The 16016-nt window shown below is 66.2% G+C and carries 18 protein-coding genes; 7 read left to right on the top strand and 11 right to left on the bottom strand.

The window, feature by feature from the left end:
- The 4 genes from EQG76_RS28865 to EQG76_RS31900 all read right to left on the bottom strand — a co-directional run.
- A partial coding sequence (locus tag EQG76_RS28865) for an arsenate reductase family protein (RefSeq protein ID WP_200841215.1) occupies positions 1–246 on the bottom strand: 246 nt, incomplete at its 3' end.
- A complete protein-coding gene (locus EQG76_RS28860) occupies positions 243–596 on the bottom strand; it encodes an ArsR/SmtB family transcription factor (protein ID WP_159718649.1) in 354 nt (117 codons plus the stop codon). The genes EQG76_RS28860 and EQG76_RS28865, both read right to left, overlap by 4 nt.
- A gap of 10 nt (positions 597–606) precedes the next feature.
- Positions 607–996 (bottom strand): DUF4010 domain-containing protein, encoded by a 390-nt coding sequence (locus EQG76_RS31905; protein ID WP_200841217.1) that lies wholly within the window; start codon positions 994–996, stop codon positions 607–609.
- A gap of 2 nt (positions 997–998) precedes the next feature.
- A complete protein-coding gene (locus EQG76_RS31900; protein WP_200841214.1) occupies positions 999–1670 on the bottom strand; it encodes an MgtC/SapB family protein in 672 nt (223 codons plus the stop codon).
- 381 nt (positions 1671–2051) lie between these two features.
- Here EQG76_RS31900 and EQG76_RS28850 point away from each other — a divergent pair, with 381 nt between their 5' ends.
- Positions 2052–2432: a cupin domain-containing protein gene (locus tag EQG76_RS28850; protein WP_159718647.1), complete on the top strand. Its 381-nt coding sequence runs from the start codon at positions 2052–2054 to the stop codon at positions 2430–2432.
- 316 nt (positions 2433–2748) lie between these two features.
- Complete coding sequence (locus tag EQG76_RS28845) at positions 2749–3156, top strand: hypothetical protein (RefSeq protein WP_159718645.1); 408 nt, start codon at positions 2749–2751, stop codon at positions 3154–3156.
- Between the two features lie 258 nt (positions 3157–3414).
- Here the strand turns inward: EQG76_RS28845 and EQG76_RS28840 are convergent, their stop codons facing one another.
- Positions 3415–4416, bottom strand: coding sequence for a 4-hydroxyproline epimerase (locus tag EQG76_RS28840; protein WP_159718651.1), 1002 nt, complete (start codon positions 4414–4416; stop codon positions 3415–3417).
- An 82-nt stretch (positions 4417–4498) separates the two neighbouring features.
- On the opposite strand from EQG76_RS28840, the gene lysM reads away from it, so the two are divergent.
- Positions 4499–4945 (top strand): peptidoglycan-binding protein LysM, encoded by a 447-nt coding sequence (gene lysM, locus EQG76_RS28835; RefSeq protein WP_159718643.1) that lies wholly within the window; start codon positions 4499–4501, stop codon positions 4943–4945.
- Positions 4946–4984: 39 nt separating this feature from the next.
- Here lysM and EQG76_RS28830 read toward each other — a convergent pair whose 3' ends face one another.
- The 6 genes from EQG76_RS28830 to EQG76_RS28805 form a co-directional block, all read right to left on the bottom strand.
- Positions 4985–5752: an SDR family NAD(P)-dependent oxidoreductase gene (locus tag EQG76_RS28830; RefSeq protein ID WP_159718641.1), complete on the bottom strand. Its 768-nt coding sequence runs from the start codon at positions 5750–5752 to the stop codon at positions 4985–4987.
- Positions 5753–5789: 37 nt separating this feature from the next.
- Positions 5790–7301 carry a tripartite tricarboxylate transporter permease gene (locus EQG76_RS28825; protein ID WP_159718639.1) on the bottom strand — a complete coding sequence of 504 codons (1512 nt, stop codon included), beginning with the start codon at positions 7299–7301 and terminating at the stop codon, positions 5790–5792.
- Between the two features lie 3 nt (positions 7302–7304).
- Positions 7305–7775: a tripartite tricarboxylate transporter TctB family protein gene (locus EQG76_RS28820; protein WP_159718637.1), complete on the bottom strand. Its 471-nt coding sequence runs from the start codon at positions 7773–7775 to the stop codon at positions 7305–7307.
- A 15-nt stretch (positions 7776–7790) separates the two neighbouring features.
- Positions 7791–8777, bottom strand: coding sequence for a Bug family tripartite tricarboxylate transporter substrate binding protein (locus EQG76_RS28815; protein WP_407925581.1), 987 nt, complete (start codon positions 8775–8777; stop codon positions 7791–7793).
- Positions 8778–8867: 90 nt separating this feature from the next.
- Positions 8868–10217, bottom strand: coding sequence for a branched-chain amino acid ABC transporter permease (locus tag EQG76_RS28810; protein WP_159718633.1), 1350 nt, complete (start codon positions 10215–10217; stop codon positions 8868–8870).
- A 6-nt stretch (positions 10218–10223) separates the two neighbouring features.
- Positions 10224–11027, bottom strand: a complete 804-nt coding sequence (locus EQG76_RS28805) for an HpcH/HpaI aldolase family protein (RefSeq protein ID WP_159718631.1) — start codon at positions 11025–11027, stop codon at positions 10224–10226.
- A gap of 589 nt (positions 11028–11616) precedes the next feature.
- Here EQG76_RS28805 and EQG76_RS28800 point away from each other — a divergent pair.
- The 4 genes from EQG76_RS28800 to EQG76_RS28785 form a co-directional block, all read left to right on the top strand.
- A complete protein-coding gene (locus tag EQG76_RS28800; protein ID WP_159718629.1) occupies positions 11617–13545 on the top strand; it encodes a serine protein kinase in 1929 nt (642 codons plus the stop codon).
- Between the two features lie 41 nt (positions 13546–13586).
- Positions 13587–14795, top strand: coding sequence for a YeaH/YhbH family protein (locus EQG76_RS28795; RefSeq protein ID WP_159718627.1), 1209 nt, complete (start codon positions 13587–13589; stop codon positions 14793–14795).
- 12 nt (positions 14796–14807) lie between these two features.
- Entirely contained in the window at positions 14808–15029 is a 222-nt protein-coding gene (locus tag EQG76_RS28790) for a hypothetical protein (protein WP_159718625.1), read from the top strand.
- A gap of 12 nt (positions 15030–15041) precedes the next feature.
- On the top strand, positions 15042–16016 hold a 975-nt coding region (locus EQG76_RS28785; RefSeq protein WP_159718623.1), incomplete at its 3' end, for a SpoVR family protein.

Here is a 16016-nt window from a genome sequence, read left to right as displayed (position 1 = left end):
GTCGACGAGTTGCTCGTCGCTGAGGGAGGGATCACCCAGGCCCAGCTCGGCATAGGGCGTGCCCTTCTCGCGCAAGAGGTCGCGCACGCCGATGCCCATGCGGTCGATCAGGCTCACCAGCTCGTCCCGGCCGGGCGGGGTCTTCAGATACTCGATGACCACCGGCTCCTCGCCGCTGTTGCGGATCAGGCCGAGCGTGTTGCGCGACGTGCCGCAGGCCGGGTTGTGATAGATGGTGACGGTCATGAGGTTCTCGGCTCGGGAGGGCAGCAGGGCAACAGCTCCGTGAGCAGCGGCCCGCACAGTTCCGGACTTCCGGCGCAGCAATCCTTGACGAGGTAGAGGGTCAGCGCCCGCAACCCATCCAGCTCGGCCCGGTAGATGACTGACCGGCCCTGGCGCTCCGACCTGGTCAGCCCCGCCCGGGTGAGGATCGCCAGATGCGCCGACATCGTGTTCTGCGGCACGCCCAGCCGACGCGCGATCTCGCCGGCTGGCAGACCATCCGGCTCGTGCTTCACCAGCAGGCGGAAGGTTTCCAGCCTCGTGGCCTGGGCAAGGGCAGCCAGGGCCTCGATGACAGCAATTGAATCCATATATCGAGATTTAACGATATGAACGTCGTCCGTCAATCGACGGGCCCCGCTGCTGCGACCGGACCAGCGCGACCGAGGGGCAGATCGAGGCGGATGAGCGGGTTTCGGCTCCGTGGTCAGCCCTGGGCCAGCAGGAACGCACCAGCACCCCCAGCCGCCACAAGCCGATCGCTCCCCCCAGCACGCACTTGACCACCGTATTCACCGCGGCCGCGATGGCGATCGCTCCGGCGGCCACCTTGAGCGGGATGCCGCTGCCGGCCATCCGCGCCATGGACAGGGTCAGGGCATCCACGTCGGCGAGGCCGGAGACGGCGGCCAGGCCGTACAGGCCGGTCTCGCCGAACCGGTCGCCCACGAGCTTGGCCAGCAGCATGACGGCGGCGATGATCGCGGCCATCTTCAGGGCGACCCCCAGTTCCAGCGGATTGGTGAGTGCCAGCGCCGGCCCCTCGCCCTGCCCTTGGCCATGCGTGCCAGGGTGAGCGTCACCCCCGTGGACGAGGCGAGCGCGCCTGCCACGGCCTGGAGCACGATCCCGGCGCGCGCGCCGATGACCCGCACCGCGACATAGCCCACGAGGGACAGGGCGGCGATGATGATGGCCAGCAGCCAAATCTCGGCCGGGTTGAGCGCGCCCCATGGGTCGATCGCGCGGTCGGGCAGGAGCGGCAGGAGCAGGAAGGTCATTGCCAGCAGCACCAGGCCGGCGCGGATCTCCGGCCAGGCCAGCCGCCGCAGCCAGGCATGGAGCGGCTGCTTGGGCGCCAGCAGGGCGACGACCGCCACGGCCGCCGCGACCGCGACCTGGACCTCGCCCGGCACCGCATAGGCGCCGAGCACGAAGGTGAGGATCCCCGTCACCACGCCGGTGTCACTGAAATCGCGGTCGGCCTGCGCCTCCAGCCAGTGGAACGCGGCAAAGGCCAGGGTGAAGGCCAGGAGGCCCGCGGCCAGGGCCAAGGCGCCTGCCAGCGGCACCAGCGCTCCACAGATGCCGCCCAGCAGGCCGCTCAGCGCGAAGGTGCGAAAGCCCGCGGCACGCTCGCCCTCCCCCTCGCCCCGTGCCGCCATCCGCGCTCGAGCCCGACGAGCAGGCCGATTGCCAGCGCCACCGCCAGCCGATGGAGAAGTTCGTCCGAGAACATGGCCCGCACCCGTGCCCGGCGCAGCCGGCCGTCCGGCTCGCCGCACGGGGCCAGGGCAAGCATGCCGGCCGGAAGCTCGCTAGCCGTTCCTGCCCACTCGGCAGGCCTATCGAGTCGCCGGCGCGGACCCGCTCTGGGAGCCTGCCGGAGATCGGCAGGAGGCGCGGCTGCTCCCGGAGTGCCCGACGGCGGGGCGGCATGGTCCGAGGAGTGGCAAAGCCGCTCGTGCCGGACGATCTCTGGACGATGGCCAAGCCGCTGCCGGCGGAAATGGCTCCCCTGCCATGACGAGAATGCCGTGGAAGGAGTGAGGATCGACATCGCCGAGGCCGCCTGGACGTCCTGGGACGACCCAAGGTTCGTCGCGGAGACCAAGGTACGGTGGAAGCTCATCTTCTCCGGACAGCAGACCGACACCGCTTCGATGAGCATGGGTCTCGCCGAAATCGCACCCGGCGGCATCCTGCCCCTGCACCACCACGCGCCCGCAGAAATCTACCATGTTCTCGACGGAGAAGGTGTGGTGGGAATCGAAGGCGTAGCTCACCGCCTGCAAGCGGGGATCTCTGTCTTCATCCCGCCGGATGCCTGGCACCAGACGACCAATACTGGCTCCGCACCTCTCCGCTGCCTCTTCGTGTTCCCGACCGACAGCTTCGAGGAAGTCACCTACCATTTTGCCGAGTAGTGGCCGACGGACGACAACTCGTCCGGCCTGAAACGGGGTGACGCCCATGGTTCCGCACCCGCCGCTGCAAGTAGCCGTGGAGCCCGCACGAAAGATCGCCATCATGGTGCGGGTCTGGACGTCCGCATCCTCGGACCAGGACAGCATGGCCGGCCCGCCACAGCCCACTGATTTCTTGGCGCCTGCCCCAACTGCTCCTGGCGCGGCTGACGGCCCGCTCGTAGAAGCCGCGCATACTTCACCCATACGACAGGTGCCCCATGTCCTGGCCCGACTTTCATCGTCATGCCCATTCATTTCATCTCGGATATTCATCATGGCGAAGAAATGGCGCCGGATCGGAGCCTGGCCCGAGAACGTCCTGATCCAGGCCGAGCAGGACGAGCGCGACGGCAAGTTCCAGGCCCTGGTCGGCCAGCGGATCCTGGTCGGGTTCACCTTCAAGGACCATGAGGGCAACGTGCAGGATCACGCCCAGTACACGGGCTGGATCGTGGCGGCCTCGCCCGAGGCGATCGAGATCGAGGACGACGAGACCGGCGATGTCTTCACGATCCCGGCCATCCTGGACAACCTCACCGTGCCTGCTCCCGGGCGGTACCGGTTGAAGAAGTCCGGGCGCATCGTGATCGACCCGGATCTCTACACGACCTTCGACATCTATCCCGCTCCGGAAGGCTACGTGGCCGACGAGGACGAGGACGAGATCGGGATGCAGGCCTGAAGCTCGATTGGGCTGGTGGCGCCTCAGGGTGCCACCAGTACCCTCTCCGGTCCAGCCGACCGTTGGCCCGATGATTTCCGGACATGCCGGAGCTCGGCCATGCTATCATCGCGGGCCGGATCGTCAGCGAGACTCAGGGGGCATGCGGCAGCGACGAATCGCATTTTTGCACAAACGAACCCGAGAGGCCAAATTCTCTCACTCAAATCAATAACTTGATCTACATCCGGCTGCCGCGGAAAGAGTGCCTGTGCCGCCTCAGACCAGCGAGAACCCGCGCCAGAACGGGTCGCGGTCGTCCACGATGATGGTGTTGTAGCCAGTCGTGCGCGCCCAGCCGGCAATCGAGGGGATGATCGCCGGCATGCCGGCCAGCTCGACCGCCGCCTCTACCCTGCCCTCGAACAGGGAGCCGATGATGCTCTCGTGGACGAACGCGTCGCCGACCCGAAGCCGCCCCTTGGCGACGAGCTGTGCCATGCGCGCCGAGGTGCCAGTGCCGCACGGGCTGCGGTCGACCGCCTTGTCGCCGTAGAACACGGCGTTGCGGGCATGCGCCCCCACTTTGGTCGGCCGGCCGGTCCACTGGATGTGGCTCACCCCCCGGATGGTCGAATCGAGCGGATGGACCGGCTCGACCAGGGCCTGCAGGCGGCGGCGCAGCTCCGGCGAGAGGCGCTGGATCTGGCCGGCCGACAGCTCGGCCATGTCCCGGAAATTCGGCTGCGGCTCCACGATGGCGTAGAAATTGCCGCCATAGGCGATGTCGACCACCAGCTCGCCCAGCTCCGGGCACTCCACCCGCACCTCGCTCATGGCGAGGTAGGAGGGCACGTTGGTGAGCCTGACCTTCTCGACGAACCGCCCGTCCCGCTCGTACTCGGCCACCACCCGCCCGGCCGGCACGTCCAGCAGCAGCCGGCCCTCGGCCTTGGGCACCACATGGCCCTGCTCGATCGCCATGGTGACCGTGCCGATCGTGCCGTGCCCGCACATCGGCAGGCAGCCCGAGGTCTCGATGAACAGGATGCCGACATCGCCGTCGGGGGTGGTCGGCGGGTAGAGGATCGAGCCGGACATGACGTCGTGGCCGCGCGGCTCGAACATCAAGGAGGTGCGCACCCAGTCCCAATTGGCCAGGAAGTCCTGACGCTTCTCGGACATGGTGGCGCCCTTGAGGTCCGGCCCGCCGCCGGCCACCAGCCGCACCGGGTTGCCGCAGGTATGGCCATCCACGCAGAAGAAGGTGCGGTTCAAGATCCACTCCTGAATCGGTGTGGCACACGGCACCGCGGGCCACGGCAGTCGTTGCTGTTTGAAGCGGAAAATGAAGGAGGATGCCATGGGCCTCATCGACTTCGTCAAGGCAGCAGGCCGCTCGCTGGGGATCGGCAGTGCCGACGCCGCACCGTCCGCGGACGATCTGAAGAAGGAAGCGGCCAGCCATGGGCTGGACGTCTCGGGCGTGGATGTCGCGGTGGACGGCGACAAGGTGACAGTGAGCGGCGGGGCGAAGTCCCAGGAGGAGAAGGAGAAGATCATCCTGGCCATGGGCAACGTCGCGGGCGTGGCCAAGGTCGAGGACCAGATCGCGCCCGCCGCGGCGGCAGAGACGGAGAGCGCCAGCTTCTACACGGTCAAGAAGGGCGACACACTCTCGGCCATCGCCAAGGCCCAGTACGGCAATGCCAGCAAGTACCCAGTGATCTTCGAGGCCAACAAGCCGATGCTGAAGGACCCGGACAAGATCTATCCGGGCCAGGTGCTGCGCATCCCCAAGCAGGGCTGAATCGAAAAGGGGCCGGTCGTCCGGCCCCTATGGTCCGCCTCAGACCCAGCCGCCGTCTGCGATATAGGTCTGGTTGGTCATCGCCGAGCTGTCGTCGGCGGCCAGGAACAGAGTGAGCCTCGCCATCTCGGCCGGCTGGAGCTGCCGCTTCAGGCACTGGCGCTTCATCAGCTCCTCGATGCCCTCCGGGGTCAGCCAGAGCGACTTCTGCCGCTCGGTCATGATCCAGCCAGGCGCGATGCAGTTGACCCGGATGTCGTACGGGCCGAAGTCCCGGGCCAGCGCCCGGGTCAGGCCCGCCACCGCCGACTTGGCCGTGGTGTAGCCCGGCATGCCGCCCTGCCCGATCATCCAGCTGGTCGAGCCGAAATTGATGATCGAGCCGCCACCGGCCTCCTTCATCATCGGGAACACCGCCTGGGCGGCGAAGAACTGGTGGCGGAGGTTCACCGCGAACCGCTCGTCCCAGTATTCCGGCGTCACCGCGTCGAAGGTGTGCCGGTCGTCGCGGGCGGCGTTGTTGACCAGGACCGTGATCGGCCCGTGCGCCTCGGCAGCACTGGCGATCGCCGCCCTGAGCTGGTCGATGTCGCGCACGTCCGCCTGGCGGAACAGGACCTGGCCGTGGCCCTCTTCGGCCAGCCGGGCGACCAGCGCATTGCTGGGCTCCTCGGCCAGGTCGCAGAACGCGACCTTCGCACCCTGCTGGGCGAAGGCCTCGGTAATGGCGGCCCCGATCCCGGAACCGCCGCCCGTGATGAAGACCGACTTGCCTTTTAGGCTTGGATAGATCGCCCAGCCGCTCACTGTTCTGCCTCCCAGATGTCCGCTGGTATCCTGCGGCTCATGTGACCGATGCTTCCTCGTCCGTGACCAGCGGCGGCTTGGCCTGAATCATCGACCAAATCAGCCAGATCCAGGCGGCGATCACCACCACACCCAGGACCGCGGAGATCGGCCGCTCGAAGAACGCCAGGAGGTTGCCGTCGGCCTTCATCATCGAGGTCATGAAGTTGTTCTCGACCAGCCCGCCCAGCACCAGGCCCAGGATGGCCGGCGCGATCGGAAAGCCGTTCTCCTCCATGAAATAGGCAACGATGCCCATGACCAGCATGATGCCGACACCGAACAGCGTGTTGTTCATGGCAAAGCTGCCGACGACGCAGGCCATCAGGATCAGCGGCATCAGGACCTCACGAGGCACCTTCAGCACGTGACGGAACAGCTTGATCGCCACCCATCCCAGCGGGAGCATCACAAGGTTCGCGATCATGAACACGATGAAGATCGCGTAGAGCATCTCCGGCTGGTCGAGCATCAGGGTCGGCCCCGGGTTGAGGCCCTTCATGTAGAGCACGCCAATCACGATCGCGGTGATCGAATCGCCGGGAATGCCGAACACGAGGGCGGGGACCCAGGCGCCGCTGAGCGAGGAGTTGTTGGCCGCACCGGCGTCGACCACACCCTCGATATGACCGGTGCCGAACTTCTCCGGCTCCTTGGAGAACTTCTTGGAGATCGCATAAGTCACCCAGGCGGCGATATCCGAGCCCGCACCCGGCAGGAAGCCGATCGCCACGCCGAGGACGGAACTGCGCAGCGTGTTCCATTTGTACTTCAGGAACAGCGCCCATTGCCCTCGGAACACCGAGCCCAGCTGCTTGGTCTGCAGGTTCTGCACCTTGCGCGTGCCCAGCACCCAGCGCAGCAGCTCGGAAATAGCGAACATGCCGATCATGACCGGGATGAAGTCGATGCCGCCCAGGAGCTCGACCGAGCCCATGGTGAAGCGCGGCTGGCCGGCCGTGGGGTCGATCCCGACCGTCGCGATGAACAGGCCGAGCAGAACGGAGGCCAAGCCTTTGATCGGATGGCCGGTGCTGATGAAGATGGCGCAGGTGAGGCCGAAGATCGCAATCCAGAAGAACTCGAAGGACGAGAACCTGAGCGAGATCTCGGCCAGCGCCGGGGCGGCGAACGCCAGGACCAGGCTGCCGAAGATGCCGCCGATCGCGGAGAATACCAGGCAGCAGCCGAGCACCAGCTCCGCCTGGCCCTTCTGGGTCAGCTTGTAGCTGTCCGCGACATAGGCGGCCGAGGAAGGCGTGCCGGGAATGCGGATCAAGGCACCCGGGATGTCGCCGGCGAAGATCGCCATGGCGGTCGCGGTCACGATCGCGGCCACCGCAGGGACGGGCGGCATGAAGAAGGTGACCGGGATCAGGAGTGCGGTGGCCATGGTGGCGGTGAGCCCGGGCATGGCGCCCACGAACATCCCGAACAGACCCGCCAGGGTCATCACGGTGAGGTTATAGGGATCGATGACGATCCAGAACGCCTGAAGGATCGGGTCCATGGCCTACCACATCCACCTGGACAACGGCCCCAGCGGCAGGGGGACCAGGAGCAGCTTCCGGAACAGCCAGTCGATCACCAGCGAGCCAATGACGCCGACCAGAAGAGCCTGCGGGATCTTGCCGCCCCAGTAGCGGGCCGACAGCACGGTCAGGACGATGGTGGAGGAGATCAGGAAGCCCAGCACATCCCAGACCAGCATCATGAACACGATGCTGCCGAGGGTAAGGAGCGCATCGAAGATCCTGCCGGGCGCGCGCGCCGCTGGATCGAGCGCGAAGGCGGGTGCCCGCGCCCGGATGCCGGTGAAGATGAGGACCAGGCCACAGATCGTGAACCCGGTAGCGATCAGCGACGGGACAAATGCCGGGCCATAGTCCTGGCCCGGCATGTCGGAAAATCCCGCCGCCTGCTGAAAGATCAGCCCCGCTCCGATCAGGAGGACGAGGCCGAACACCCAGTCGGCAACGCGCATGTAGAAAGCTGCCCTTTACTCGGCCTTGGCCAAGCCGATGTCCTTCATGATGCCGCCGAACATCGCGTCACGCTCGGCCATGAACGCCTTGAACTCTTCGGGCGGCAGATAGACCGTGCCGAAGCCGCGGCCGCTCATGAAATCCTGGTAGGCGGCGGAGTCGTAGATCTTCTTCATGGCCGGGACCAGCTTGTCGACCGCTTCCTGGTCCATGTTCAAGGGACCGGCGAAGCCGCGCCAGGAGCCGACGCTGAAGTCGATGCCTTCCGCTTCCTTGACGGTCGGAACGTCCGGGAAGGTCGGGTTGCGCTCATCCGCCATGACCGCCAGGCTCTTCACCCGGCCGGCGTCGATCAGCGCCTTGGCCTCGGGGATCGAGCAGGGTGCGAAGTCGACGCCGCCCGAGAGCATGTCCTGGAGGCCGGCCGCGGCACCTTGGCTCGGGATCCACTGGACCTTGTCGGCCGGGATGCCCGCCGCCTTCAGGAGGCCGCCCAGGCCGACATGCCAGATGCCGCCCTGGCCGGTGCCGCTCGCCTTGAACGTGCCAGGCTCGGAGTTCCTGATGTCCTCCAGCAGTTCGCCGACCGTGTTCCACTTGGCATCGGCCGGGACGTTGAGTGCCGGCGGGTCGTCGTTCATCAGGGCCAGCGGCGTGTAGTCCTCGCCGCTCAGCTCGGTCAGGCCCTGCCAGTGCATGATGCCGATCTCGGAGGTGATGATCCCAATCGTGTAGCCGTCCGGCTGTGCGGTCGCGATGGCGCTGTGCCCGACCACGCCACTGCCGCCGGTGCGGTTCACGACGTTGACCGGAACGCCCAGTTCCTTCTCGAGCTCGGAGGCCACGATGCGGGCCGTCGCATCGGTGCCGCCGCCGGCACCCCATGGCACGATCATCGTGATCGGCCGCTCGGGATAGGCGGCCTCGGCCGCGCCCAGCGTTCCGAGCGTCAGCATGGTGGTGGCCAGAACGGCCAACGCGCCACGACGGATCATCATCATCCCCCTTTGTTGGAGCCCTGCCCTTTGACGGAGCCCGAATTGTCGAGGCGGACGCTAGACGAGGGTGCCCGGCCTGTCACCGCTTTAACATTAACCAGGTTGAAGCTGCTCTTCAGGCGACAGCTGCCGTGGGGTACCCAGCAGGCCTTGCGGCCGGAAGACCAGCAGCGCCACCAGCACGGCCATCACGTAGACGTCCCGCCACGCAGCGCTGCCATAGCCGGCGGCCGCGGTCTCGACTACTGCGATGATGAAGCCACCGACGAAGGCGCCAGGCACCGAGCCCAGCCCGCCGAGCAGGGCCGCAGTGAGCGCCTTGAAGGTGATGGCACCACCCATGAGGTGGTCGGCGACACCGTATTCCGCGACGAGCGCCAGGCCGCCGATGCCGCCGAGAGCGCCGCCCAGAAGAAAGGTCCGGCCGACCACCCGGTCGACATCCACACCGACCAGGCGCGCCGCAGCGAGATCCTGGCTCACCGCACGCAAGGAGCGGCCATATTCGGTCCGGCCGATCAGCCAGGCCAGCCACAGCGCGATCAGGCAGGTTCCGGCCGCCACCCAGAGATGGCCGGACGTTACCGAGACGTCGAAGCCATGGCCCTCGATCAGCACGATCCGGGCATCCGCCACCACCGACATCTGCCGCGGCCGATTGCCGACGGCCAGCCGCACCGCCTCGTTGCCAGCGATCATCAGGCCAATGGAGGCGATGAGCGCCCCGCTACCGTTCCGGTCACGGATCGGGCGGAACACCAGGCGGTCGGCGAGCCGGGCACCCTGCCCCGCGACCAGCGCCACGACCGGCAGCGCCAGTGCCACCACCACCCCCGCGGGCAGGCCCAGCCGGAGCTGCAGGCCGACATGGACGATCAGGAACAGCCAGCCGCCCAGCGCCACCAGCGGACCGAAGCCGAACATGATGGTGCGGGCGGCAGCGGCGATCAGGGTGAAGGCCACCGCCACCAGCGCATAGACGCAGGCGAGCGTCAGCGCGTTCAGCGCCTGCTGGAGAAGATAGAGCAGCCGGACGGTCGCGGTGGCCGGCACCTTCTCCAGCACGACCCGGGCCTCACGCTGCTTGAGGCGCAGCATCTTGAGCGCCTGCTGCACATCATAGCGGCTGAGGCGGCCGAACCGGGAGGTTTCCACCTGGGTGAACTGCCAGCCACCGCCGCTGACCGACCTCGGCAAGAACCAGCAGCGGATCCAGCCTGGCCCCGTCGAGCCGCCGGCCCAGGCGATCCGCACCCCGAACGGGCGGTCCTCGCCCTCGTCGTCGGTGCCGATCGTGATCGAGGCGGGGCTCGCGACGAAGACCGGGAGCAGCTGCTGGCAGGCGGCGATCGCGTCGGCACGCTCGGCCGCCGCTACTTGTCCCGGCAGCAGGAGGCAGGCGAGCAGGGCCAGGAACAGCCTAGCACCTCCCGCCCGCCTCATCGGGGCTCAGCCGTAGGGACCGGCCGGCCGCTCGGGCAGCCCGGCGCCGCCGCGCACCCGGGCGAGGTCGGCGCGCGCCGCGGCAGCCAGGAGCGGCACGTCGCCGGCACCCGCCACGAGGGCATAGCCTTCCGCGAACAGCTGCTCGGGCGTGCGGGCGGCACTCGGCACGGTCCCGTAGGGCTTGCCCACCTTCTTCAGATTGCGCTCGGCCAGCTCGACCAGGGCCCGGACCTCCGGGTCGGCGAGTTGCTCGAGCTTGCCGATCGTGCCGGCCATGTCGTTGACCCCGATCAGCACCATGTCGACCCCGTCGACCCGGGCGATGCTTTCCGCGCGCTCGGCAGCCCCGGCGCTCTCGATTTGGGCGATCAGGAACAGGTTCTCGTGCCAGTTGGCGCGATAGTCCGTGTCGCGCCCATAGCCGGAGCAGCGCAGGGCCGGGGCGGCATAGCCGCGGCGGCCGTAAGGCGGGTAGAGGCAGGCGGCCACGGCCGCCTTCGCCTCCTCCTCGTTCTCGACCATCGGGATCATCACCGAGGTGGCGCCGGCATCCAGGATCCGCTTGAGATAGACCTGATCGTTCCAGGGCACCCGGACGATCGGATCGGCGCCGCCCACGATGCAGGCGCGCATCAGCTCGATCGCGGTCTCGATGGAGGCCGCGCCATGCTCCTGGTCGATCACCAGGAAGTCGTAGCCGGCCGCGGCCAGGAGCTCGGTGTTGGCGGTCGAACCGGTCGATACCCAGGCACCATAGAGCTGCTCGCCCGCGGCGAGCCGCCGCTTGATCCGGTTGCCACCCTGCATGTTCGTCTCCTCCCTCGACACGGGCCGGGATAGCGCCCGGGCGAGAACGATGGCAAGGGCGGCGCCGTCCCGCCGGAACTGGGGCAACGGCGGCAGCGCCTGTGGGGCGGCCGGGGATTCAGGCCACACTTCGGTCGCAGGCCGGAGGAAACGACCGGCCTGCGGCGTCCCGCCGCTTGAGCAGGGGGTGGGGTCGCATACCATCGATGGGCAGACCTGCCCGCCGAGCCACGTGCGTCCGCCCCGTCCAGCTTGCCTTTGCTTCGCTGCGCCGTAACTTTCAGGTTTCACCAGAAGTCCAGCACGCAAGCTAGGGCGTATGTCACTTTATCGGGCGATTCCGATCTTGGCGGGTCCGGCCTGGCTGGGCTACCTTTCCTGATCCGAGAAGGAAGGCAGTGGCCAGGTGTGGGCTGACTGCATCTATACGCAGCATTCCGACCATGCTGCTTGCGCGAGGCGCGAATTCGTTTAGAGTTCTCAACTATTGGATGTACTCAGGAGTCGTACAGCTGGAAGACAGGACGGACTGACTGCCGTTCGAGGTTCGTGCGTTGAACGTAGCCCCCTTCCGAAGGATGCGGAGACCGTGAGCACTACCGTCGACTTTGCCGCCATCATCGCCGAAGACCGCAAAGCGAGGGCGCAGGAAGAATGGCAGGGAACGTTTCTTGACTACCTGGAAAAGGTGAAGGCCGAGCCTAGCCTGGCGCATCATGCGCATCGGCGGTTCCACGACATGATCATGGCCAAGGGCGTGCACCATCTGGACGCCGAGGCCGATCCCAGGGTCAAGCGCCTGTTCGGCGACCAGCCCGTCAACGTGTACGGCTTCTTCGAGGACGAGTTCTTCGGGATGGAGCGCACGCTCGACAAGATCGTGCGCTATTTCCATTCCGCCGCGATGGGCGGCGAGGAAAGCCGCCAGGTCCTCTATTTCCTGGGCCCGGTGGGCTCCGGCAAGAGTTCGCTAGTGGCGCGCCTGCAGCGCGGGCTAGAGGAGCTGCCGCCGATCTATGTGATCGATGGCTGCCCGACCTTCGAGGACCCGCTGCACCTGATTCCCCGCCACCTGCGTGGTGCGTTCGAGGACATGCTGGGCGTGCGGATCGAGGGCGATCTCTGCCCGGTCTGCCGCTGGAAGCTGAAGGAGACCTGGGAAGGCAAGTACGAGGACGTGCCGATCCGGACGGTGCGCTTCTCCAAGCGCGCCCGGCGGGGCATCGGCGTGGTGCCGCCGGTTGACCCGAACAATCAGGACACCTCGGTGCTGATCGGCTCGGAGGACATCTCCAAGCTCGACCGGTATTCCGAGGGCGACCCGCGCGTGCTCGAGCTGAATGGTGCCTTTAACGTCGGCAACCGGGGCATGGTGGAGTTCATCGAGGTCTTCAAGAACGACCCCGAGTATCTCCACACCATGATCACCGCCACTCAGGAGAAGTTCGTGCCCGCCCCTGGCCGGCACGGCACCATCCATGTCGACACGGTGATCGTGGCGCACTCCAACGAGGCGGAGTGGCAGCGCTTCAAGGCCGACCACACCAATGAGGCGATCCTGGACCGCATGGTGGTGGTCAAGGTGCCCTACAATCTTCGGCTCTCCGAAGAGACCAAGATCTACGAGAAATTCCTGAACAAGTCGCAGTTCAACGCCAAGATCGCGCCACACACGCTCGAGATCACCTCGATGTTCGCGATCCTCTCCAGGCTCGAGCCGACCTCGAAATGCGATCCGCTCACCAAGCTCAAGATCTATAACGGCGAGGAGGTCTTGGAAAAGGGCCGGCCGAAGAAGGTCACCTCGCACGAGCTGATGGAGGACGCCAAGCGCGAGGGCATGTTCGGCATCTCGACGCGCTTCATCATGAAGGCGATCGACACCGCGCTGACCAAGAACGACGGCGTGATCCACCCGATCAACGTGCGCGAGGCGCTGATCGGGATGGTCAAGGAGACCGAGCTCCCGGACAACACCAAGAAGCAGTATCTGGAGTACCTGCAGGACACACTGCACAAGGCCTATCTCGACCTGCTCGAGAAGGACATCACCAAGGCGTTCGTCTACAGCTTCAAGGACCAGGCCGAGACCCTGTTCCAGAACTACCTGGACCATGCCGAGGCCTATGTCACCAAGACCAAGGTCAAGGACAAGCAGACCCGCGACGAGATGCAGCCGGACGAGGGCTTCCTGAAGTCCATCGAGGAGCAGATCGCGGTGATCGGCCCGGCGGCCGACGGCTTCCGCCAGGAGGTGATCGCCTATCTCTGGTCGGCCACGCGGCGCGGCGAGAAGGTCGCCTACACCTCGTATGAGCCGCTCAAGGAGGCGATTGAGAAGAAGCTGATGAACTCGGTCCGCGAGATCAGCCGGATCGTGACCAAGGCCCGGACCCGGGACGAGGAGCAGCGGCAGAAATATGACAGCATGGTCACGAATCTTATCGCGCAGGGCTATAGCGAGGAGAGCATCGACACCATCTTGAAGTATGCTGCCAACCATCTCTGGAAGGATTGAGGGTGCGCGTTTTCCGGTAATCCAGACGCAGGGGAGCTTCCTTGACGACTGTCTTCCGTCCCTATGAGGAAAGCGATGCGCTGCGATCCGATCGCAGCGCCGGCGACCGGCAGCGCCATCGCGAGAAGCTCCGCCGCTCGCTGCGCGAGAACATCGCCGACATCATCGCCGAGGAGAGCATCATCGGCCGGGATGGCGACAAGATCGTCAAGGTGCCGATCCGTGGCATCAAGGAGTACCGGTTCGTCTATGGCGACAATGAGGGCGGGGTGGGCACCGGCAACGGTGACACCAAGCCCGGCCAAGTCGTGGGCCAGGCGGGCGACGGCGAGCCCCAGCCCGGCCAGGGCCGCGCCGGGTCGGATCCCGGCGTCGACTATTACGAAACCGAGATCAGCATCGACGAGCTGATCGAGATCATGTTCGAGGACCTCGAGCTGCCCGACCTGGAGCGCAAGATCCTGCGCGAGGTCATGTCGGATTCAACCTTCAAGCGGCGCGGCTACCGCAAGCGTGGCCCACGCGTGCATCTCGACCGCAAGCGCACTGCCAAGGCGCGCATCCGGCGGATGATCGCCGCCGAAACGGATACGGCCGAGCTGCGCAGCAACCTGCAGAAGGAGCCGGAAAGCCCCGAGGAGCGGTTCCCCTACCGGCGCGAGGACCTGACCTACAAGCGCGTGATCACCGACGTGCGCGAGGAAAGCAACGCGGTGGTGATCTGCATCATGGACACGTCCGGCTCGATGGACCGGATGAAGAAGTACCTGGCGCGCTCGTTCTTCTTCCTGCTCTACCAGTTCGTGCTGACCCGCTACCAGAATGTGGAACTGGTGTTCATCGGCCACCACACTGAGGCCAAGGAGGTCAGCGAGGAGGACTTCTTCCACAAGGGCGAGAGCGGCGGCACGATGATCAGTTCGGGCTACAAGAAGGCGCTGGAGATCATCGAGGAACGCTTCCATCCGGAGCTGTGGAACATCTATGCCTTCCACTGCTCGGACGGCGATAATTTCGACAGTGACAACGAGGCGACCATCGCCGCGGCCAGGCAGCTCTGCGAGATCTGCAACCTGTTCGGCTATGGCGAGATCAAGCCCTTGGGCTCGCACTATTACGAGAGCTCGATGCTGGAGCGGTTCCGCGCCGTGGACGCCAAGAACTTCCACAGCGTGCTGATCGAGCGCCGGGAGGACGTCTATCCCTCCTTCCGTCAGGTCCTGTCCAAGGAACGGGCGGAAGCCGGCTGAAGGACCGCGTCGATGGCCTACTGCACCCGGATCCTCCGTTCGGACCTGAAGGCGCTGGCGGCCGACTGCCGGACCACAGGGGACCTGTACGGCCAGTGGCTGGGCTTCGGCGAGGACCCGTTCATCGTCACCACCGACCGGTCACCGGCCGTCGAGTGCAGTTCGCGAGAATATGTTCGCACCCCATGGCGCCGAGGTGATCGCTTCGGTCCATGGCGCTTCCTCCCCGCCTGATGGAGCGACCGCATGACCAACTGGACGCTCGACGAGCTGGCCCGCTGGGATGACAAGATCCAGGAAAAGGTCCAGGAGTTCGGGCTGGACTGCTACCCGCAGGAGTTCGAGGTCTGCGACCAGACCTCCATGCTGGGCTACATGGCCTATCACGGCATGCCGTCGCACTACCCGCACTGGTCGTTCGGCAAGTCGTTCGAGAAGACCAAGACCATGTACGACCATGGCGTCTCCGGCCTACCATACGAGATGGTCATCAACTCCGACCCCTGCCTGGCCTACCTGATGCGGGACAACTCGCTCTGCCTGCAGATCCTGACCATCGCCCACGTTTACGGTCATAACGACTTCTTCAAGAAGAACTTCAACTTCGCCGCCGGCACCCGGGCGGGCGAGACGGTGGCGATATTCAAGGCCCGCGCCGACCGGGTCCGGCGCTACCAGGAAGATCCATCAATCGGCGCACTCGCGGTCGAGGAGTGGCTCGACTCCTGCCACGCTTTGTCCTTCTCGCGCTCGAAGAACCCTTCCATGCCGCGGCTGAGCCACGCCGACCAGGTGCGCCGGGCGATCGACGCGGCCAACCCGCCCGAGGACCCCTTCCCACTCCTATCGCGCCGGGCCGAAGTGCGGCCCCCTGACCTGTCGCGCGTGCCGCTCGAGCCGGACGAGGACCTGCTCTTGTTCATCCGCGACCACCGCCGCGACCTGGCCGACTGGCAGCGCGACATCCTGACGATCGTGGACGACGAGGCGCGCTACTTCATCCCGCAGATCGAATCCAAGATCATGAACGAGGGGTGGGCCAGCTTCTGGCACCACAAGATCATGAATTCCCTGGGTCTCCCCCAGGACATCCACCTGGAGTTTCTGGTCCGCCACAACCAGGTGGTCTGTCCGCACCCGCGCTCGATCAACCCCTACCATCTGGGCTTCGTGCTCTGGCACCGGATCGAGGAGAAGTTCGGCGGCGCAGACACGCCCGAG

It is taken from the genome of Geminicoccus flavidas (assembly GCF_009806515.1).
GTDB lineage: Bacteria > Pseudomonadota > Alphaproteobacteria > Geminicoccales > Geminicoccaceae > Geminicoccus > Geminicoccus flavidus.
Note: the sequence above shows the minus strand (reverse complement) of the source record. Positions and strands in the feature narration are given on the sequence as shown.